Origin of the sequence: Actinomadura roseirufa (genome assembly GCF_900659635.1) — a bacterium.
Taxonomy (GTDB): Bacteria; Actinomycetota; Actinomycetes; order Streptosporangiales; family Streptosporangiaceae; genus Spirillospora; species Spirillospora roseirufa.
Map to the genome: position 1 here is coordinate 19284 of NZ_CAACVB010000012.1, position 20271 is coordinate 39554.

General features: G+C 73.4%; 17 protein-coding genes. 6 read left to right on the forward strand and 11 right to left on the reverse strand.

Annotated features, from left to right (window positions below; all coding sequences use genetic code 11):
- Positions 1-7: 7 nt before the first annotated feature.
- Positions 8-1411 carry an LLM class flavin-dependent oxidoreductase gene (locus E1291_RS04520; RefSeq protein WP_207400551.1) on the forward strand — a complete coding sequence of 468 codons (1404 nt, stop codon included), beginning with the start codon at positions 8-10 and terminating at the stop codon, positions 1409-1411.
- A 36-nt stretch (positions 1412-1447) separates the two neighbouring features.
- Here E1291_RS04520 and E1291_RS04525 read toward each other — a convergent pair whose 3' ends face one another.
- Entirely contained in the window at positions 1448-2758 is a 1311-nt protein-coding gene (locus E1291_RS04525; protein ID WP_131736264.1) for an NtaA/DmoA family FMN-dependent monooxygenase, read from the reverse strand.
- 63 nt (positions 2759-2821) lie between these two features.
- Here E1291_RS04525 and E1291_RS04530 point away from each other — a divergent pair, with 63 nt between their 5' ends.
- Positions 2822-3847, forward strand: a complete 1026-nt coding sequence (locus E1291_RS04530; RefSeq protein ID WP_131736265.1) for an LLM class oxidoreductase — start codon at positions 2822-2824, stop codon at positions 3845-3847.
- Positions 3848-3851: 4 nt separating this feature from the next.
- On the opposite strand, the gene E1291_RS04535 is transcribed toward E1291_RS04530, so the two are convergent.
- The 4 genes from E1291_RS04535 to E1291_RS04550 all read right to left on the reverse strand — a co-directional run bounded on the left by E1291_RS04535 (position 3852) and on the right by E1291_RS04550 (position 8201).
- Entirely contained in the window at positions 3852-5072 is a 1221-nt protein-coding gene (locus E1291_RS04535; RefSeq protein WP_165494960.1) for an SfnB family sulfur acquisition oxidoreductase, read from the reverse strand.
- 96 nt (positions 5073-5168) lie between these two features.
- Positions 5169-6284: a hypothetical protein gene (locus tag E1291_RS04540; protein ID WP_131736266.1), complete on the reverse strand. Its 1116-nt coding sequence runs from the start codon at positions 6282-6284 to the stop codon at positions 5169-5171.
- Between the two features lie 118 nt (positions 6285-6402).
- Entirely contained in the window at positions 6403-7062 is a 660-nt protein-coding gene (locus E1291_RS04545) for a response regulator (protein WP_131736267.1), read from the reverse strand.
- Positions 7059-8201, reverse strand: a complete 1143-nt coding sequence (locus E1291_RS04550) for a sensor histidine kinase (protein WP_131736268.1) — start codon at positions 8199-8201, stop codon at positions 7059-7061. The genes E1291_RS04545 and E1291_RS04550 overlap by 4 nt, the downstream gene beginning before the upstream one ends.
- 296 nt (positions 8202-8497) lie before the next feature.
- On the opposite strand from E1291_RS04550, the gene E1291_RS04555 reads away from it, so the two are divergent.
- A complete protein-coding gene (locus E1291_RS04555) occupies positions 8498-9925 on the forward strand; it encodes an MFS transporter (RefSeq protein ID WP_242613942.1) in 1428 nt (475 codons plus the stop codon).
- 158 nt (positions 9926-10083) lie between these two features.
- Here the strand turns inward: E1291_RS04555 and E1291_RS04560 are convergent, their stop codons facing one another.
- A complete protein-coding gene (locus E1291_RS04560) occupies positions 10084-11289 on the reverse strand; it encodes a hypothetical protein (RefSeq protein ID WP_131736269.1) in 1206 nt (401 codons plus the stop codon).
- Positions 11290-11530: 241 nt separating this feature from the next.
- On the opposite strand from E1291_RS04560, the gene E1291_RS04565 reads away from it, so the two are divergent.
- Positions 11531-12010 carry a flavodoxin family protein gene (locus E1291_RS04565; protein ID WP_131736270.1) on the forward strand — a complete coding sequence of 160 codons (480 nt, stop codon included), beginning with the start codon at positions 11531-11533 and terminating at the stop codon, positions 12008-12010.
- Positions 12011-12015: 5 nt separating this feature from the next.
- On the opposite strand, the gene E1291_RS04570 is transcribed toward E1291_RS04565, so the two are convergent.
- The 3 genes from E1291_RS04570 to E1291_RS04580 form a co-directional block, all read right to left on the reverse strand.
- Positions 12016-12426 carry a ChaB family protein gene (locus E1291_RS04570; protein WP_131736271.1) on the reverse strand — a complete coding sequence of 137 codons (411 nt, stop codon included), beginning with the start codon at positions 12424-12426 and terminating at the stop codon, positions 12016-12018.
- A gap of 25 nt (positions 12427-12451) precedes the next feature.
- Positions 12452-15637 carry an amidohydrolase family protein gene (locus E1291_RS04575; RefSeq protein ID WP_131736272.1) on the reverse strand — a complete coding sequence of 1062 codons (3186 nt, stop codon included), beginning with the start codon at positions 15635-15637 and terminating at the stop codon, positions 12452-12454.
- Positions 15638-15800: 163 nt separating this feature from the next.
- Positions 15801-16697, reverse strand: a complete 897-nt coding sequence (locus tag E1291_RS04580) for an NmrA/HSCARG family protein (RefSeq protein WP_131736273.1) — start codon at positions 16695-16697, stop codon at positions 15801-15803.
- 85 nt (positions 16698-16782) lie between these two features.
- Here E1291_RS04580 and E1291_RS04585 point away from each other — a divergent pair, with 85 nt between their 5' ends.
- Positions 16783-17520, forward strand: coding sequence for a TetR/AcrR family transcriptional regulator (locus E1291_RS04585; protein ID WP_131736274.1), 738 nt, complete (start codon positions 16783-16785; stop codon positions 17518-17520).
- A 15-nt stretch (positions 17521-17535) separates the two neighbouring features.
- Here E1291_RS04585 and E1291_RS04590 read toward each other — a convergent pair whose 3' ends face one another.
- Together E1291_RS04590 and E1291_RS04595 are read right to left on the reverse strand one after the other, a co-directional pair.
- Positions 17536-18363, reverse strand: coding sequence for an oxidoreductase (locus tag E1291_RS04590; protein WP_131736275.1), 828 nt, complete (start codon positions 18361-18363; stop codon positions 17536-17538).
- A 111-nt stretch (positions 18364-18474) separates the two neighbouring features.
- A complete protein-coding gene (locus tag E1291_RS04595; protein WP_131736276.1) occupies positions 18475-19218 on the reverse strand; it encodes an SDR family NAD(P)-dependent oxidoreductase in 744 nt (247 codons plus the stop codon).
- Between the two features lie 71 nt (positions 19219-19289).
- On the opposite strand from E1291_RS04595, the gene E1291_RS04600 reads away from it, so the two are divergent.
- On the forward strand, positions 19290-20183 hold the full coding sequence (locus tag E1291_RS04600; RefSeq protein WP_207400552.1) for a LysR family transcriptional regulator: 894 nt from the start codon (positions 19290-19292) through the stop codon (positions 20181-20183).
- Positions 20184-20271 lie beyond the last annotated feature (88 nt).

Below are 20271 nucleotides of genomic sequence, written 5' to 3' on the forward strand. Positions count from 1 at the left end.
ATCTGCGATGACCTCGCCCGATCCTTTGATCCTCTCGGCGTTCACCATGTCGACCGCGTCGCACAGCAACACCGGCCTGTGGCGACATCCGGACGACCGGACCGCCGACTACACCCAGTTGTCCTACTGGGTCGACCTCGCCCGGCGCCTGGACGCGAGCGGCTTCGACCTGCTGTTCATCGCCGACGCCGTGGGGCAACTGGACGTCTACGGGGGGAGCGCCCGCGAGGCCCTCGCCCGCGCCGTCCAGACGCCCGTCACCGACCCGCTCCTCGCGGTCTCGGCGATGGCGTCGGTGACCGAGCACCTCGGCTTCGGCGTGACGGTGTCGACGACCTACGAGCACCCCTACCTGCTCGCCCGCAAGTTCAGCACGCTCGACCACCTGACCGGCGGCCGGATCGGGTGGAACATCGTCACGTCCCTGCTGGACAGCGCGGCGCGCAACATCATCGCCCGCGACCGCCAGATCGCCCACGACGAGCGCTACGCGATCGCCCAGGAGTTCCTGGAGGTCGTGTACAAGCTGTGGGAAGGGTCCTGGGAGGACGGCGCGGTCCTGCGCGACCGGGAGAGCGGGCTGTTCACCGACCCGGACAAGGTCCATGACATCGGGCATGACGGGCAGTACTTCACGGTCCCCGGCGCCCATCTCGTGGAGCCGTCGCCACAGCGGACGCCGCTGCTCCTGCAGGCCGGGACCTCGACCGCGGGGCGCGAGTTCGCGGCCCGCAACGCCGAGCTCGTGTTCGCCGCCGACCCCCGGCCCGGGGTACTGCGCCGCAACATCGACGACATCCGGCGCCGGGCCGTGGAGTACGGGCGGGGGCCGGAGCACCTCAAGTTCCTCACCTCCGTGGCCGTGGTCGTCGACGAGTCCGACCGGGCCGCCGAGGCCAAGGCCCGCGACCTGCGGCGGTTCCGCGACGCGCGCGGCGGCCTGGTGCTGCTGTCGGCGATCAGCGGGGTCGACTGGTCCGAGTACGACCTCGACAAGCCGATCGGGGAGTTCGACACCGACGCCAGCCGCTCGGTGCTGGCCGCCTCGGCGGACGCGGGCGCGTCCGAGCGGCTCACGCTGCGCGACTTCGTCGACGGGCTCGGCGGTTTCGGCGGGGAGGCGTTCGTGGGCGGCCCGTCCACCGTCGCCGACGCGCTGGAGGCCTACGCCGAGAAGACGGGCGTCGACGGGTTCAACTTCTCCTACCTGGTGACGCCGGGCAGCTTCGACGACCTGGCCGAGCACCTCATCCCCGAGCTGGCCAAGCGCGGCCGGGTGCGGGAACGGGACGCCCCGCGCACCGTCCGGGACGCCCTGTTCGGCGCGGGGCCCCGGCTTCCCGCCGACCACCCGGGCAGCGCCTTCCGCCGGGACGGCGGTCATCGGGCCGAGCGTTCACCGGCCCGATGACCGTGCGCCCGCGTCCGGCGCTCGTCGGCCCCGCGCTCAGGCGGTGAGCGCGGCCACGGCCGCGTCGGGCGTGGGCGACGCGGCGGCGAAGTGCTCCCTCAGCGTGCGGGTCTCGTACTCGTGCCGGTAGAGGCCCCGCTCGCGCAGCAGCGGCACCACCTCGTCCACGATGACCTCCAGCCCGTCGATGAGGCGGTCGGGCTGGAGGTTGAAGCCGTCGATCGCGCCGGACCGGAACCAGTCCTCGATGTGGTCGGCGAGCTGCTCGGGCGTCCCGACGAATCCCGCGTGCCCGGACCCGGTGTAGCGGGTCTGGCGCAGGTACTCGCGGACCGTCGGGCCGGTCCGGCGGATCTGCTTGATGATCGACTCGCGGAAGCCGATGCTGCCGGAGAAGGTCTGCGAGTCGATCGGACCCGACAGGACCTCCTCGGGGAAGGGCTCGTCCAGCTCCAGCGTGGACGCGTCGAACCCGATCGCCCCGGACAGCCACTGGGTCGAGTACGCCGCCGGGCTGAGATCGTAGAGCTCGTCGCTGCGGCGCCGGGCCTCCTCCTCGGTGCTCCCGAGGCTCAGCAGCAGCCCCGGAAGGATCTTGACGTCGTCCGGACGCCGGCCCGAGGCGACGGCGTTGCGCTTGACCTCGCGGTAGTGCTCGATCGCGCCCTCCTTGGTCAGCTCGGCGGCGAAGACGCCCTCGGCGAACCGGCCGGCGAGCCGCCGCCCCTTCGGCGAGCCGCCCGCCTGCAGCAGGACGGGCCGGCCCTGCGGCGACGGCGGGACCCGCAGCCGGCCGTCCAGGTCGAAGAACCGCCCGTGGTAGGCGACCGGCTTCCCGGTGCGGGCGGACTCCCACAGCGCGAGCACGGCCTCGACGAACTCCTCGGCGCGGTCGTAGCGGTCGTCGCGGCCGGGAATGTCCGGCAGCCCGAAGTTGCGGGCGGAGTCGGCGCCGCGGGTGGTCACGAAGTTCCAGCCCGCGCGGCCTCCGGAGAGCAGGTCGAGCGAGAGGAGCCGCTCGGCCAGCTCGAAGGGGTCGTTGAAGGTGGTCGACGCGGTGACGACCAGGCCGACGTTCCGCGTGGCGGTCGCGACGTGCGCCCAGTCGATCGTGGGTTCGAGGCGGCCGTTGTTGGCGTCGTGGGACGGGTCTCCCAGGGCGGGCCCGTCGGCGAGGAAGACCGCGTCGAGGGTTCCGCGCTCGGCGAGGCGCCCGATCGTCTCCCAGTACCCGGGATCGACGAAGGCGTCCGGCGCCAGCCGGGGCGTCTGCCACGCCGAGGGCAGGTAACCGAGGACCAGGACGTTGACGCCGAGCAGTACATGGCCGGTGCGTGGTGGGGACACGGTCGTTCCTCTCGCTGCTAAACTTAATTAATCCTACCTGAAATACATGAATAGGGGTGTCCGATGCCCGGTCACGACCGCTCGCCGGCCCATCTCGCACTGGCGCTGACGGGCGACCAGGCCCTGACCGTCCTGGCGGACGACGCGCTCCCGGCGCTGCTCGACGGCGGGCCCCTGGCGTTCACCGTCGTCGGGACGGACCGGCTCGCGCCCGGCGAGCCGGACGACCGGCGCACCGTGGACCCGAGCGTGGCCGTGGCGGCGCTGGCGGGCCGCACCACCGGCGCCGCCTTCCTCGCCGCGTCCTCGCCGGAGCGCGACCACCCGTACAACCTCGCCAGGCGGATCACGTCCCTGGGCCACCTGTCCCGGGGCCGCACCGGCGTGGTCCTCGGCCAGGCCGATCCCTTCGTGGCGGCGGGCGCCGGGCGGGCGCGCGGGAACGGTCCCCTGCTCACCCGCCCCGCCGGGACCGAGGCGACGCGCGACCTGGCCCTGGCGACGCAGAAGCTCGAGCAGACCTGGCCGTACGACGCCATCGTCGCCGACCGCGAGCAGCGGATCTTCGCGCGCGGCGACCGGATCCGCGCCGCCGCGCACCGGGGCGTCTACTCGGTGGCGGGCCCGCTCACGCTTCCGGCACCCCGCGACGGCGCGTCCGTCCTGGCGTGGTGGGCGAGCGCGGTGGACGAGCTGGAGGCCGCCGTCGAGGTGTCCGACGTCCTGATCGTCCCGCATGGGCGGGAATGGGCGTCCGCCGTGCGCTCGGCGCTCGACGCCGTGCCCGGCCGCCGGTTCGCCGATCCCGACCGGCGGCCCCTCGTCTTCACGGTGGTCGACGTCCCGCCGGGCGCGGCGGCCGGCGAGGTCCGGACGTCGATCGGCGCCGTGCCGGAGACGATCGTGGACGGCGTCGTGCTGCGCCCCACCGGCCCCGACCCGCGCGAGGCCATCGAGCTGGCCGCGCGCCTGGACGCCGGCCGGGAACGGGCCGAGGGCCCGCTGCGCGCCCGGCTGGGACTGCCGGAGGCCGCCGACCTGCTCGCCGGCGGCCCCGGCGTGTTCCCGGTGCCCGTTCCCCGGCCGTGACCCGCTAGATCAGCGGGTGGCGCGGGGGGTTGACCCCGTTCAGGAGGTGGTTGCCGATGTGGACGTACTTCCAGCGGGCGGGGTCGTGCAGGGAGTGCGTGCGGACGTTGCGCCAGTGGCGGTCCAGGCCGTGGCGCGCGTCCGCGGCGCTGGTCCCCGCCAGTTCCAGGACGTCGGTGGCGATCTGCACGGCGACCTCCTGCGCGTACGCCTTGGCCTCGGCGACCGCCAGCGACGCGGCGGCGGTGTTCTCGTCGGTCAGCGCCAGGGCCGCCTGGGCGGCGTCGATGGCGCGGCCGGCCCGCTCGAACAGCGCCTCCAGCGCGTGCAGCAGCGTCGTCAGGCGGCCGAAGCGCAGGACGACGTGCGGCTCGTCCGACACCTTCTCCACGCCGGACTCGAACCACGGACGGGAACGTTCCCGGACGAAGGCGGCGCCCTCCTCCAGGGCCGCCCGCGCGATGCCGACGTCGATGGCCAGGTGCAGCAGCTGGTCGTAGGCCCCGAGGACGAGCGGCGGCGGATCCGCCGGAAGCGGCCCGTGATGCAGGACGTGCTCGGCGGCGACGCCGACGCCGGTGAACACGATCGATCCGCTGGCGGTGGCCCGCTGCCCGAAGGCCGTCCAGTCGTCGCCGAACTCCAGCCCCCCGGCGTCGCCCGGGACGAAGGCGGTGACCGGGAGGTTCTGGTCGCCCTCCACCGAGGCAGCCACGCCGATCCACTGGGCGCCGAGCGCGCCGGTGGTGTAGTACTTGCGGCCGTCGAGCCGGTAGCCGCCCGCCGGGTCCGGGACGACGGTCGTGCGCCGGTCGAACACGTGCTTGGTACCGCGTTCGGCGGTCGCGTTGCCGATCCGCGCGCCGCCGGCCACCTGCCCGTAGAAGAACTCCTTCTGCTGCTCGGTGCCCGCCTCGCCGAGCACGGCCAGCAGCACGAAATGCGCGAGCACCAGCTGCGCCACCGTCGGGTCGGCCTGGGCGATCACGCGGAACACCTCGCCGACCGTGCTCGCGGCGACCCCGCCGCCCCCGTGCTCGCGCGGGACGGAGATGGCCAGCAGCCCGCTGGCGGCGAGCTCGTCCAACTCGGCGGCCGGGTGCAGCGCGCCCTGGTCGCGTTCGATCGCGCCGGGGGCGATCCGGGCGGCGAAGGCGCGCGCCGCCTCGACCGCCGCGGCGTCGTCGAGCACGGGCGGCGCCGCCGCGGTGCTGGTCAGGCTCATCGATCTCTCCTCGCCGACGTAATCTTCACAATGTAGGTAGGGTATACCTGAAATCGCGTCCCACGGCGAGGCGGGCGGTGGCCGGCGACCCGCTGGTCAGCGGCCGGCCGGGGTGAGCAGGACGCCGAAGGTGCGCCCTCCGAAACCCTTCGTGGCGACACCGACGATGGCGCCGTTCTCGTTGATTCCGGTGGCGGTGGTGATGTGGTAGCCCGAGTTCGGCGGGATCAGCGTGTCCAGATCGGTCGCGACGCCGTTCTCATAGACGAACCCGCCGCTCCTGTCCGAGCCGACGATCGTGCCCTTGTCATTGATCGCGTTCGCGGAGGCGTTGGCGATTCCGGTGGCGGAGACGTTGAGATCGGTCACGGTTCCCTTGGCGAAAACGACGGCATGGGTGATGCCGCGCTCCTTTCCCGTGGTCGTGGTGGAAACGCCCACGGCCACCCCGGCGGAGTTGACCGCCTTGGCCTCGGCGTAGGTTCCGCCGGGCAGTGTCCCCAGATTCTCGATCTGGCCGTTCCGCCATTGGACGGCGGGGAAGACGTCCGTCAGGGTGGCCCCGCCCACCACCAGCCCGTCGTCGTTGACGGCGTTCGCGCGGGCGTGCTGCCCGCCGGGAAGAGCGGGCAGCCTGGTGAGCGCGGTGCCCTTCACCGTCCAGGCGCTGGTCCGGTTGTTCGCGTCCAGGGTCTTGCCGGAGATCTGGCCGTTGTCGCTGATCCCGGTGGCCTCCACGTCGGAGAACCGCAGGTCGGCGTCCACGCCCAGGTCCGCCCCCGTGGGACCCGGGGCAGGCCACCTGATCGGGCGGTTGTGGCCTTTGAGGGGATCGGTGAAGAGCAGATCTCCGACCACCACTCCGGAACGGTTGACGGCGCGCGGCGTGGTGTACTGCTCGTGATTGCCGGGGTCGCTCGGCGTGGCCAGGAACGCGAGCGTGTTCGTCCCATGCTCGACGACGAAACCCTGCCCGTTCTGCGCGCCCGCCTCCTGACCGACGCCGATGATGTCCCCGTCGTCGTTGATTCCCAGATAGCGCTGGGCCTCGGCCGGGCCGACGGTCAGCACGTACCGCTGCGCGGCGGCGGCGTGCGCCGGCGCGGACAGGCCGCCGCCGGTGACCGACAACGCCGTCACGCCGGCGACGGCGGCGACACCGGCCGCTTTCGCGCCGATCCGGAAACGGGCCCCCACTGTGTTCCTCGACAAAGGAACGCTCCTTCATGCTCGGCCGGTCCGATGACCGGCTTCCGGCGAAGGGACGGCGACGTCGTCCGCCCTCTCGGCATGAGATAGGCGCGGGGGTTACACGGGGGCTCGGCGCCGGTCACCCCTGCCGGGGGGTGACGAGGCCCGACTCGTAGGCGAACACCACCAGCTGGGCGCGGTCCCTGGCGTACAGCTTGGTCATCGCCCTGCTGACGTGCGTCTTCGCGGTGGAAAGACTGATCACCATGTGGGCGGCGATCTCGTCGTTGGACAGGCCCCGGGCCACCAGCGCGGTGGCCTCGCGCTCGCGGTTGGTCAGCACGTCGAACCCCGCGGGCTCGGCCGCGGGCCGGCGGGCGACGTACTCGCCGATCAGCCGGCGGGTGATCGACGGGGACAGCAGCGCGTCGCCGCGGGCCGCCACCCTGACGCCCTGCAGCAGGTCGGCGGGCTCGGTGTCCTTGACCATGAAGCCGCAGGCGCCGGCGCGGAGCGCGTTGAAGACGTACTCGTCGAGGCCGTAGTTGGTGAGGATCACGACGTGGACGCCGCTGAGCCGCTCGTCGGCGGCGATCAGCCGGGTCGCCTCGATCCCGTCCATGACCGGCATCTGGACGTCGAGGAGCACGACGTCGGGCCGGTGCTCCAGGGCCAGCGCGACGCCCTGCCGGCCGTCCGCCCCCTCGGCCACCACCTCGATGTCGTCCTCGATCTCCAGCAGGGCCCGGAAACCGCCGCGGATGAGCGCCTGGTCGTCCACGAGCAGTACGCGGATCATGATCCTCCTACCAGCGGGAGCTCAGCGCGCACGGTGAACCCGCCCCCGGGGCGGGGCTCGGCCCGCAGCCGGCCCTCCAGCGCGGTGACGCGCTCGCGCATGCCGAGCAGCCCCGTACCGGGCACGGGCGGCGCCTCCGGGTCGGCCATGCCATCGTCGTCGACCTGCACGACCAGTTCCGCTCCCGAGTAGTCGATGCGCACCGCCGCGGCCGCCCCGCCGGAGTGCCTGGCGACGTTGGTGAGCGCCTCCTGGACGATCCGGTACGCGGCCCGGTCCACCTCGGCCGGCAGCTCCCGGCGCGTCCCGCAGATCGTCACCGTGGCGGGCAGCCCGGTCGAGCGGGCCCGTTCCACCAGGTCGCCGAGCCGGTCGAGGCCGCTGGCCGCGGTCTCGCGGTCCGAGCCGTCGGTGTCGCGCAGCACCTCCAGGGTGGCGCGCAGCTCGCGCATGGCGTCGCCGCTGGCCTCCTGGATGGCCAGCAGCACGGGGGGCACCTCCTCACCGCGCCTGCGGGCCAGGTGAACGGCCACCCCGGCCTGGACCTTGACGATCGAGATGCTGTGGGTGAGGGAGTCGTGCAGCTCCCTGGCGATGCGCAGCCGCTCCTCGCCCGCGCGGCGCAGGGCCGCCTCCTCGCGGGTGCGCTCGGCCTCGGCCGCCCGCCGCTCGGCCTCCTCCAGGTACGCCTGCCGGTGCCGGGTCACCGTCGCCAGCACGCCGGCCGCGACGAACCAGCCGACCAGCAGCGCGGTCCCCTGGAGATCCTCGGCGGATCCGCCCCCGTCGGCCAGTCTCGCGGCCAGATCGGCGGTCAGGAAGGCCACGCCCGCCAGGGCCGCGGCCAGGTCGTGGCCGGCCCGCACCGCGGCGAACACCGACACCAGCACGGGAAAGGCCGCGGGCGGCCCCGGCTGGACGTGCACGTCGACCGCGAGCATGCAGGCCGTGGAGACGAACAGCGACACCAGCGGGGCCCGCCGCCAGGCGACCAGCACGACCGAGCCGGCGAGGGCGGCGGCGAGATCCAGCGCCCCCGCGCCCGGCGTGACGAGCACGACGACCGTGAGCACGACGGCCTTCACCGTGGCGAGCAGACCGTCCTCGACGAGCAGCCGCCGCTGGTCCAAGAACCTCATTCGCGCAGATTAAGCGATTCTCGGCCCAGGGTCGTCCACTCCACGTCGCAGTCGATGACTACTCCCCACGATGTAGCCGGCCCGGCACTGCCCCCCGGGTGCCGGGCCGAGGAGTCGTCCCCGGCGGGACGACCGCCGCCCGGCCCGAAGGCCACGATGTGCGGCATGTGCGAGCACCCAGTCGAGGGCGCCTTCCGCGGTGTGAGCCCGCGCGGCCGCCCGCCGTCGCCCCGCACGTCCGGAACCGGCAGGAACGGGGCCGCGGCCGCGGGCACGGAGCAGAGGAGCGAGATCCGTTGACGAGCATCGAATCGGCGAGCCGCCGGCCGGCCGCCGCGCCGGCCGCGCGTGCGGCGCTCACCCTCACGGCGGTGGCCGTCGTGCAGTTCATGGTGTCCCTGGACCTGTCGGTCGTGAACGTCGGCCTCCCGAAGATCGCCGCCGGCCTCGGCTTCGGTGAGGTGGGGCTGACCTGGGTGATCCACGCCTATGCCCTGACATTCGGCGGGCTCCTGCTGCTGGGCGGCAAGGCCACCGACCGGTACGGCCGCAAGCGGACCCTGCTGACGGGCCTCGGCCTGTTCGGCGTGGCCTCGCTCGCCGGGGGCTTCGCCCAGGAGCCCGGCCACCTGGTCGCCGCCCGGGCCGCCCAGGGCATCGGCGCCGCCGCGGCGGCCCCGGCCGCGCTGGCCCTGCTGACCGCGACGTTCCCCGAGGGCCGGGCCCGCGTCCGCGCCTTCGGCATCTGGAGCGCGATGAACGCCGCCGGGGCCGCCCTCGGCGTCCTGATCGGCGGAGTGCTCACCCAGTACGCCGGCTGGCGCTGGGTGATGTTCGTGAGCGCGCCGATGGCCGCCGTCGCCTTCTCCATGGTCTGGCGGGGCGTCACCGCCGAGCCGCCGCCGTCCCGCGGCCGCCGCCCGGACGTCCTCGGCGCGGTCCTGGCCACGGCGGGCATGACCCTGCTGGTGTTCGGCGTCGTCCGCACCGACCAGTACTCGTGGACGTCGCCGGTCACCCTGGCGACCCTGGCGGCCGCCGCCGCGCTGCTGGCCGCCTTCCTCCAGGTCGAGCGGACCACCACCCGCGAGCCGCTCGTCCGGCTCGGCCTGCTGGCCAACCGCGCGGTCGCCGGCGTGAACGCCTGCAACCTCCTGGTCGGCGCGGCCATGGCCGCGTCCTTCTACTTCATCTCCCTCTACCTCCAGCGGGTCCTCGGCACCGGGCCGGCGCTGACCGGCGTCATGTTCCTGCCACTCGCGCTCGGGGTGGTCGCCGGGTCCGTCGTCGCCATCAAGCTCGGCTACCGGCTGGCCCCCTGGAAGCTCCTGGTCGTCGGCGGGCTCCTGACCGCGGCCGGATTCGGCTGGTTCGGCCTGATCAGCGCGGACGGCTCCTTCGCGGCCGACGTCCTCGGTCCCTCGATCGTCGCCAGCATCGGCTTCGGCCTCTGCCTCGGGCCGCTCGTCTCCCTCGCCACCGCCGGGGTCGCTGCCCACGAGACCGGCACCGCGTCCGGCCTGCTCGCCAGCTCGCGCCAGATCGGCGCCTCGCTCGGGCTCGCCGCCCTGGGCACCGCGGCCCACCACCGCAGCGGCTCCGCCCGCACCCCCGAGGCCCTCAACGACGGCTACGCGCTCGGCCTGGCGCTCAGTGCGGTGCTCCTGGCCGCGGCGGCGCTCATCGCCCTCACCGTCCTGCGCCGGACGGACGCGCCGGAATGACCGTCACCCCGATCGACCTCTTCGGGAACTCCATCCACCTGCACCAGGACGGGCAGGGGCCCGTCCCACGTGCCTTACCGCCTCACCGTCACGGGAAGGACGACTGGACCCGAGTCTGCGGATCGCCGCCGAACCGGATCCCCGATGCGGACCCACGGTCACACCCTCGGCTTGTCGCGCAGCCTCGCGACCGGGTGGGGGCCCACCGTCGCCAGCCGGTAGCCGCCGCCGAACTCGTCGCGGTGCTCGTCGATGACGCGTTCCCGCGCAGGACGCGCGGCATTGATCTTGTGCTGGTACTCCTCGAACCGGCGGTGCGCCTCCTGCACGTAGCCGGTGCCGAGGGTGGTCCAGTCGATCTGGGTGGCCAGCAGGTCGCGGACCAGCCGCTTGTTCGGCTCGAAGGCGACCGGCTCGGGCAGCGAGGGGGCGAGCACGGACTCGGGGTCACGGCCGTCGTACCGGCGCATGAGGTCGCAGGCGATCCGCAGGTGCTCCAGCTCCATGTTCAGGTGCAGCTCCCAGATGTCCTTGACACGCCGGTCGGACTCGGTCTGCATGAACGAGTAGTACAGGTAGCACTCGTTGTACTCGTGGTTGACGAGGCGCTCCCACCAGGTCTCGCCCGGGTCGACCAGCGACTCGTAGTGCGTGACGTGCTCTTCCTCGACGAGACCGATCTCCTGGTAGAGCTGCCGGGCGATCGGCTCCATGTACATCGGGCCGACGTTCATGTAGAAGTTCATCGTCTGCTGCTCGGCCGACATGATGGTCAGCGCGTGCAGCTTGGACAGGGGCGCCGCCGCGGCCCGGTCGTAGGGTTCGCGGACGTTGTCCAGGGGGTCGCGGTGCTGGAGGCGGCCGGGGCGTCCCGGCATGACCTCGGTGAGATGGTCGACGACCTTCTCGGCCTTGCGGTGCTCGATCATCTCGTACAGGTTGGCGTACCGGTACAGATGGTCGAAGTCCTCCAGCAGGCCGAACTGGTAGGACTGCCTGAGGTAGGGGTCGGGCTCCTGGCGGGCGACCCAGCCGGTGAGGTCGACGGCGACCTGCTCGTAGCTGAGCGTGGTCTCCAGCACCGACGCCTGGCCCGGCAGCAGCCAGTTGACGACCTTCTGCTGCTGTGCCTCGATGTAGCGGACCCGGGCCAGTCGCCGTTTGACCTCCACGTCCGGACAGACTCGGGCGAGATGGTGGCTGAACATGATCGCCTCCACCTCGATGCCGTTCATGGTGATGATCCGGCATCTGGTGTAGGGATCGGACTCTTCGGGATCGGTGGGCGCGACGTCCAGCTGGTCCCAGTTGCGCAGCTGGTCGTCCAGCGGGATTCCACGGTGTTCGAGCGGGTTGAAGGCCACCAGGCCCACCTTTCCTGTGGAAGCTGACCGAGGCGATGCCCGCTCCGCTTACCCGAGGCGATCGGCTCTGCACTCTTCTCGGGACCGAAACACAAGGTCGTGCGAGAAGCCGGAGGGACCGCTTTGGCCGTATTGGCCCGCGGAAGGCCTGGCCGTCCGCGCCGTCCCGTCCTGCTGTCTCGTCCCGCCGTCCTGTCCCGTTCGGCGTCGAGGCGGGGCCGCCCCGGTCGCGCGAGTACCGATGTTTGGCGCGGGTGGCCCGGGTACCCGGCGGTGGCAGGTCGACCGGGACGCGTGGCCCGCCGTCCACGCGTCCCTGCTGCGGTCGGAGATCCTGATCCTCGCGTCGCCGACGTGGGCCGGGCAGCCGTCCTCGATCGCGCAGCGGGTCGTCGAGCGGATGGACGCGATGTTGTCGGAGACCGATGACGACGGCCGCCCCGTGGCGTTCAACCGGGTCGCGGGCGTGGTCGTCACCGGCAACGAGGACGGCGCGCACCACGTGATCAACAACCTGAGCGGCGCGCTCACCGAGTTCGGCTACACGATCCCGGGCCAGGCGTGGACGTACTGGAACCGGGGCCCGGGACCCGGCCCCAGCTACCTGGACAGCGAAGAGGGACGGGACTGGTCGCACGGCACCGGGCGGGCGATGGCCTCCAACCTGGTGGCCGCCGCCTCGGCGCTGGGCCGGAACCCGATCCCCGCTCCGCCGTCCTGAGCGGCTCAGCCCTTGCGCTTGTTGCTCTTGCCGATCGCCTTGACCAGCTCCCTCTTGGACATGGTCGAGCGGCCTGAGACGTCCAGCCGCTTGGCGATGTCATAGAGGTGCTGCTTGGAGGCGTTGGCGTCCACACCGCCCGCGGTCTTGCGCGAGGTGCCGCGGCCGCCCTTCGCCCGGGCGTCGGACGGGCCCTTGGCGCCCTTGGGCTTCGGTTCCCAGTGGTCGCCGACCCTCTCGTGGGTGTGCTTGAGGGCCGAGTAGGCGACGCGGTGGGCGCGCTGCCCCTCCCCGTACTCCTTGGCGGCCGAGTCGTGCGCCTTGGCGTAGGTGCGCTGGGCCTTGGCGTCCGACCGTTTGATCGTGTCGGGGAGCTCGGTCTTCTTCACCCGGCCCCTGCTCGTGGTCTTCGGCATCGTGCTTCACCTCCCGATATGTGCCCTACGGGTCGGATACCCCGCATTGGCAGGAATCCACGCGGGTCCTGGCCATGCGGAGCCAGGCGGCGTGTCGCGCCGGAGGGTGCTCGGCGGGCGGGTGGACCGCGGTGAGGTCGGCCCGGTGGTGCGGGACTCCGCCGCGGATGACCAGGACCGTGTTCACGAGGGTCGAGAAATCGGTGAAGGGGTCGCCGTCGACGACGGTCAGGTCGGCGATCATGCCGGGCCGGACGGTACCGAGGTCGCGGTCGACGCCGAACAGGCGGGCGGGGGCGACGGTGGCGCTGTGGAGGGCCTGGCCGGGGGTGAAGCCGTGGTCGTGCAGGGCGCGCAGGGCCAGGTGCAGGGACAGGCCGACGGGCACCAGCGGGGAGTCGGTCCCGAGGACGAGGGTGGCGCCGGCGGCGGCCAGGCGCCGGTAGTTCCCCATTTCCTTGGCCAGAGCGCGGGTCTGCCCGCTCGTGGGCGGCGTCCCGGCACGCTGGTCGACGGTGGCGACGTCCCAGGGCGGCATGAGGGCGCGGACCCGCGGATCGCGGGCGAGGGCGGGGTCGTCGCCGAGCATGACCTGCGCGGTGAACGGCGTGATGATCAGGGCGAAGGTTCCGTCGGCGTATTCGGCGATGAGGTCCTGGTGGATCTCGCCCCTCGGGGTGGTGGCGTGTCCGTAGGGGAGGCGCTGCGTGGCCTGCAGATGGGTGGTGAGGTCCTGCCCGGCGTTGCGGCCGGGAGAGCACAGGTGGCTGCCGGACGGTACGCCGAGGCGGTGCGCGGCTCGGGCGGCCTGGGCCATGACGGCGCCGGAGGCGCGGACGTAGGTCTTGACGAAGTCGACGTCCACGGCGGTGGCGCGGTCAAGCGTGCGCTCGACGCCCGCCTCGGTGCGGTGGGTGCGGCCCATCGTGTACGCCGTGCGGGAGCCGTCGATCAGCTCGGCGCAGGCCAGCAGCCGCGGTGCGGTGGAGTCGCCGGACTCGGCCGATTCGCGCAACCGTATCGCCTCGTAGAGCGACCCGCCCAGGCACACGGTGGTGGTGATGCCGTAGGCCAGCGACAGCAAGTTCTGCCGGGCGCCGTAGGTGGCCTGATACGGGTGGGTGTGGCCGTCGAACAGGCCGGGGAGGACCGTCCGGCCGGAGGCGTCGATGGTCCGGTGACCGGGCCGCCGGGCGCGGTGGGGCACGACGGCGGTGATCCGGCCGCCGCTGATCAGGACGTCGACGTCGTGGCGCGGGGGAGCGCCCGTGCCGTCCCACAACTGCCCGGCGTGGACGCGCAGTGCCTCGCCGTCCCGCGAGGGGCCGCGCCGGGACGGGCCGCGCACCCGCAAGGGGACGGGGATCGTGCGGCGCGCGGTGACCGCACCGGTGGAGTCCAGCGACAACAGGCGCAGGCTGCCGCTGGACAGGTACAGCAGAGTTCTGGAGTCGCGGGCCCAACTGGGGTGGTCGGCCGGCTCGCCGGTGAGGCGGTGCGGCGGGCCGGCGGGGGCCCCGGCGGCGGTGACGGGGAGCAGCCACAGCGCCGACTCGGTGACCAGCGCCATCCAGCGGCCGTCCGGCGACCAGGCCGGCCCGCAGGCGACGCGGTCCGACAGCGACTGGTGGTCGGCGGGCAGGTGACGGGTCTCGGCGCCGGTGCCGGTGTCGATGACCCGGATGAGGTTGTAGCCCTCCCGGAAACGCTGGTTGAGCCGGTTCCGGTCGCAGAAGGCCACGAAGCGGCCGTCGGGCGACCAGGTGGGGGTGCCGGGCAGCTCGTGGGCGGTCAGCGGCCGGGCCAGGTGACGTCTCGTGCCGGCGGCCGGGTCGAGCAGCAGCAGGTTCCCCTCGAGGTCATGGCAGGCCAGCCGCGCGCCGTCGGGGGAGGGCACCGGATGCACCAGCCCGGCCGCCACCTCCTCATCGCCTCCGGCGTCCAGGTGAAGCCGGTGGACGGCGGCCAGGCCGCCCTTGTCGGTGCAGTACAGCAGGCTGCGGCCGTCCGGCGACCACGCGGGCATCTGCACATAGTGGACGGGTTCGGCTCGCACGGCCTCGCGCGGCGGGCCGTCCAGCGGCATCACCCACAGTGTGTTGAGCGCGACGAAGGCGACGTCGCGACCGTCGGGCGACAGCACGGGAAGGTGGATCCCGCGCACCTGAGCAGGCCGTCCTTCGTGAAGGGCCACGCGCTCCAGGTCGTGCTTTTTGGGCCTCCAGCGGGGCCGCCGCACCGGCAGCCGCGCGGTGAAGGCGATCTGCTCGACCGATCCCGTGCTCAGGGTGCGGATGCGGACGTGGCCGTCGCCCAGGTACAGCAGCCTGTCCTCGTCCAGCCAGCACGGCGGGGCGGCCGCGAGATCCTCGCCGGAGACGACGATCTGCCCGTCCACCAGCAGGTCCGCCTCCGAGGCGGGCATGGCCGCCGAGTCGGTCGCGCCGATCAGCAGCAGGCAGGCGACCCGGCCGGACGGCGAGACCGACGGGCACAGCAGGCGGCCCGCGCCCGTGGTGTGGACGACCCGGGCGGGGCCGCCGGCCGCCGGTATCCGGACCAGTGACGCGCCGCCGTCGGTGCCGCCGCCCGGCCGGTGGGCGGCGCGGACGCATACCAGCCACCGGCCGTCCGGCGACCACGCGGGATCGAGGTCCTCGAAGTCCCCGCCGGTGAGCCGGGACGGCGGGCCGCCGCGCGGGTCCATCGTCCACAGCCCGAAGGCCGAGCCCGCCACGGCGTCGCCGCCGCGTTCGGACGAGAACGCCAGCCGCGTGCCGTCGGGCGACCAGGCCGCGCCGCGGTCGTCCCAGGGCCCGCCGGTCAGCTGCCGCAGCCCGTGCCCGTCGGGCCGCATGGACCACAGGTGGAAGCCGCCCCCGTGATAGGCGCCCAGCGCCACCAGGCTCCCGTCCGGGGACAGGACCGGGCGGGTCGCCTCCAGGTCCCAGCCGGTCAGCGGCGTCGCCGGGCCGCCGCGGCGGGGGATCCGCCACAGCACCCCCTGCACCTCGGCGATCAGGTCGCCGTCCGGGCCCGCCGTCACCGACCCGCCGGTCGCCTCGGTGTAGGTCAGGACCCGGCGTCCGCCGCGGCCGGAGGCGGGGACCGGGACCGCCACGCCTCCCGGTGCCACCGGCGCCAGCGCGGCGGCCAGTCCCGCGGCGGACCGTCCCAGAAAACCCCGCCGGCTGAACCATTCTGTCTGCATTTGTGGCCATTTCCCTTCATGACCGGCCGGGCCTGTGACCTCATTAAAGTCGGTCGGCCCGAGCCCGCATCGGGAAATCACCGGCCCGGGGACGGGAGGCCGGGGGCCGCGGAGTTCCGTGCTCTGAAATGGCCGCGTTGTATTTCCGAAATGCCGCGACTTGTCAGGCCGGCAGGGATTCCAGCTGCGCCAGGAGCAGGTCCTTGCCGGTCCGGTCCAGCCAGGTACCGAAGTCGATGAGGCCGGGGTGGGCCTCGCGCAGCGGGGCCAGGTCGGTGTCGAAGTAGCGCTCGCCCGCCCAGGTGAAGACCTTGGCGGCCTCGGGGACGTGCTCCCACAGCGTGTCGAGAGGGACCTCGGTGTGCGGCACCGTCCGTCCGGCCGCCGCGCCCAGTGCCGCGGCGATCTGCGGGGCCGTCAACCTGTCCCCGGTGATCTCGATGGACTCGCCGACGTACTCGCCGGGGTCGGCGAAGGCCAGCGCGGCGAACGCCCCGGTGTCGTCGATGGCGATGAGCTGCATGACCAGGTCGTCATGCCAGGGGACGTTGAGCGAGCCCTCCTGGAAGAACCGCGCCGGATTGACGAAGTCCTCCATGAACCCGGCCGGGCGCAGGATCGTCGCGGGGACGCCCAACTCGCGGATATGGGCCTCGGCCTGCCATTTCTCGATCGGTCCCCAGCCCCGCTCCACGTAGTAGGCGTTCTGGCTCTCGGCGCCGCCGACCGAGGAGTAGACCAGGTGCCGGACGCCCGCGGCCTTGGCGGCGTCCGCGACGTTCTTGGCCTGGGCGAGCTCGTCGGGGTTGGCGGACTGGACGCTGTAGACGCCGTGGGCGCCCTGGGCCGCCGCCTCGATCGAGTCGCGGTCGTTCAGGTCGCCGCGGACGAGCTCCGCGCCCGCGGCGGCGAGCGCGGCGGCCGCCGTGGTCGTGCCGTCCCGGACGAAGGCCCGGACCCGCCAGCCGGCGGCGAGCAGGTGGCGGGCGGTGGCACCGCCCTGATTTCCGGTGGCGCCGGTGACCAGGACGGTCTTGGTGGTGTCGTCGGTGGTGGTCATGGCGTGACCATATGACGATTTTTGAAAATCAGTCAACTATCATCGTGAGTTGACGCGATTCGCCATCTGGTCATATGGTCCGCGTGTGAGCGCCCCGACCGAACGTCTCCGGAGCCCCGGCCAGCGTGCCGAGCGGGCCGGGCGGATCCTCGACGCGGCGGCCGACCTGCTGCTGCGCCACGGCTACCGGCGGGTGACCATCGATGACGTCGCCGCCGGCGCCGGCATCGGAAAGGGCACCGTCTACCTGCACTGGAAGACCCGTGAGCAGCTGTTCGGCGTGGTGTTCGCGCGCGAGCTGCTCTCGGCGGTGGACGAGCTGCGCCTGGAACTGCGGCGGGATCCCCGGGCGGGCCTGCTGCACCGCTTCGCGCGCGCCTACTTCCTGGCCATCGTGAGACGCCCGCTGCTGCGCGGGTTCCTGCTGGGCGACCCCGAGATGCTCGGCAGGCTCACCGCCGCGCCCGGCACCGCGCGCGACGCCCGGCACGCCGCGACGCTGGCCGGGTATCTCCGGCTGCTCTCCGAGCACGGCCTGCTGCGCGACGACATGGACGCCGACGAGGTCGGCCACGCCTACCAGGCGACGTTCGAGGGCTTCCTGCGGGCCGGGGACGCGCCCGGGGACGCGGCGGGCGACGCGGCGTCCGTGGACGGCCCCGAGAGGCGGGCCGACCTCCTGGCGCGGACCGTCCAGCGGGCGTTCGAGAGCGACGCCCCCGCCTCCGACGCCGCCCTGGCAGAGGTGGCCGCCGCCACCGCCGCCCTCCTGGGCGACCTCATCGACGCCGACCGCGCCGAGTTCGACATACCCGAGCTCTGACGAGAACGCCGCCTCTCACTCCGCCAGGCGGGTGTCGCGCGCCGTCTTCTCCCACCGGGTGATCTCCGCCCGGACGCCGTCGAGGTGGCCGAGGACGGCGTCGACGGCGTCGTCTCCGAGCGGCAGCCGCAGCGGGGTCTCGTCGGCCTCCAGCGCGGTGAGGATCGCGGCGGCGGCCTTCGCCGGGTCGCCGGGCTGGGTGCCGTCGCCGGTCTCGGTCATCCGCCGCGTCGGCCCGACGGTGGCGGCGTAGTCGTCGATCTCCGCGCTGACGCCGAGGTTGCCGAACAGCCGGGTGCGGAAGGCCCCGGGCTCGACGACGAGGACCTTGACGCCGAGCGGACGGACCTCGTCCGCCAGCGCCTCCGACATCCCCTCCAGGGCGAACTTCGTCGCGCTGTAGGCCGAGAACCCGGCGAAGGACATCTGCCCGCCCATGCTGCTCATCTGCACGATCGCCCCGGACCGGCGCCGGCGCATGTGCGGGAGGACCGCGCGGACCAGGGCGGCGGGACCGAAGACGTGGACCTCGAACAGCGCCCGCAGTTCGGCGTCGGTGGTCTCCTCGGCCGCCCCGACGTGGCTGCGGCCCGCGTTGTTGACCAGCACGTCGATCCGCCCGTGCCGCGCCACGACGTCCTCCACCGCGGCCTTGATCCCCGCGCCGTCGGTGACGTCCAGCCGGAGCGCCTCGACCCGGCCGGGGTGCGCCGCGACCAGATCGTCCAGCGCCTCCACGCGGCGGGCGGCCGCGACGGCGATGTCGCCCGCCGCGATCGCGGCCTCGGCGATCGCGCGGCCGAAGCCGCTGCTCGCACCCGTGATCAACCAGACCCTGTCCATCGGAACCTCTTCCCGCTCACCTCGTGACCTCGTGCACGACCCACCGTCGCCCACGGTGCCCGCGGCCGTCCAAGACCCGCTGTGATTACCGATGGCTATACCCGCGGCCGATCACCACGGCACCGCGCCCTCGTCGTCGAAGAACCCGCCGGTCGGGCCGTCGGCGCCCAGCGTCGCCAGCCGCTCCACGATCGCGGCGCCGTCGTCGGCCGAGCGGGTGAGCGCGAGGCCGAGATGCCGCGTGAAGTCCGTCGCGCACGGGCCGGGCGTGCAGGCGTTGACCAGGATGCCCCGCTCCCGGAGATCCCTGGCGTACTGCACGGTCAGCGCGTTGAGCGCCGCCTTCGACGGCGGGTACGCGACGTGGCCCGGCAACCGGGACATGTAGTGGCCCGGGTCGGTCATGAAGGTGAGCGAGCCGACGCCGCTGGACACGTTGACCACGCGGGCCGCCGGTGAGCGCGACAGCAGCGGCAGCATGGCGTCGGTCACCGCGATGACGCCGAGGACGTTGGTCTCGAAGACCCGCCTGACCAGCTCCAGGTCGGCCGTCCCCGGCGAGGTCCGCCCGGGGAAGCCCGAGACGCCGGCGTTGTTGACCAGCACGTCCAGCCGGCCGAAGCGCTCGCCGATCTCCCCGGCCACCGCCTCGATCGTCGCCGCGTCGGTGACGTCGAGCGCCACGGCCCGGAGGTCACCGCCGTCCGCCCCGAGCGCCTCGGCCGCCTCCGCACCGCGCGCACGGTCCCTGGAACCGATCAGCACCGTCATCCCGCGACCCGCGAGCCGGCGGGCGGCGGCGCGCCCCAATCCCTTGTTCGCCCCCGTGATCAGGGCGATCGTCCCGTCGTTCATGAGGGCGACCCCATCACCGGCCGCCCGGCGCCGGCAATGCCGGAACGGGTCCCGGCCGATACCCTCACGGTATGGACCGGCTGCAGACGCGCGAGCTGGAGTACTTCGTGGCCGTCGCCGAGGAGCTGCACTTCGGCCGGGCGGCCGGGCGCCTCGGCATCGCGCAGCCGCCGCTGTCCCGGGCCATCGGACGCCTCGAACGCCGCGTCGGCGTGCCTCTGCTGGAGCGCGACAGCCGGCGGGTCGCGCTCACCCCGGCCGGCGAGGTGTTCCTCACCGAGAGCAGGCGGGCGCTGGAGGCGGTCGACGCGGCCGCGCGGCGCGCCCGGCGCGCGGGCCTGCCCTCGTCCCGGCTCGTCCTGGTGATGAAACCCGGCGGTGACTGCGGCCTGCTGCCCGAGATCCTGGCGGCCTACGAGTCCGCCCCGGACGCCGTCCCGGTCGACATCGCCCTGTGCTCGGCCCACGAGCGCGCCGGGATGATCCGCGACGGCCGCGCCGACGTCGGCCTGCTGCATCGCGTGAACGCCGACCTGACCGGTCTCGACACCGAGGATCTCCGGACCGAGGACCAGGTCGCCGTCCTCCCGCGCGGCCACCGCCTGGCGGGCCGTGCGAGCGTCCGGCTGGCCGACCTGGCCGGGGAGACCATGCCCCGATGGTCGGCCGGTCGCCGCGACGACCCGGGCGAGCTGCGCGTACGGGACGCCGGGCAGCTCATGCAGCTCATCGCGCTCGGCCGCGCGGCGGCCGTGCTGCCGGCATCCGTCCGCGGCCAGCTCCGCGACGACCTGACCTGTGTGCCGGTGACCGACGCCCCGCCGACCACCCTCGTCCTGGCCTGGCCGCGAGGGCGCCGGTCCCGTGCCCTCGCGGCGTTCGTGCGAACCGCGGCCACCGTCGCCACCCGCCCGCCGCCCTCCGGAGAATCGCCCCTCGCGGCGACTCCGGAGAGAACGGCTTGACCCGCGTGTGAGAAACGGCGGAAACCGCCGCGACGCTCCCAGGCGCGGATGCCGTCCCGCTGTACGAAAGGTCTCGTCTCGGCGAAGT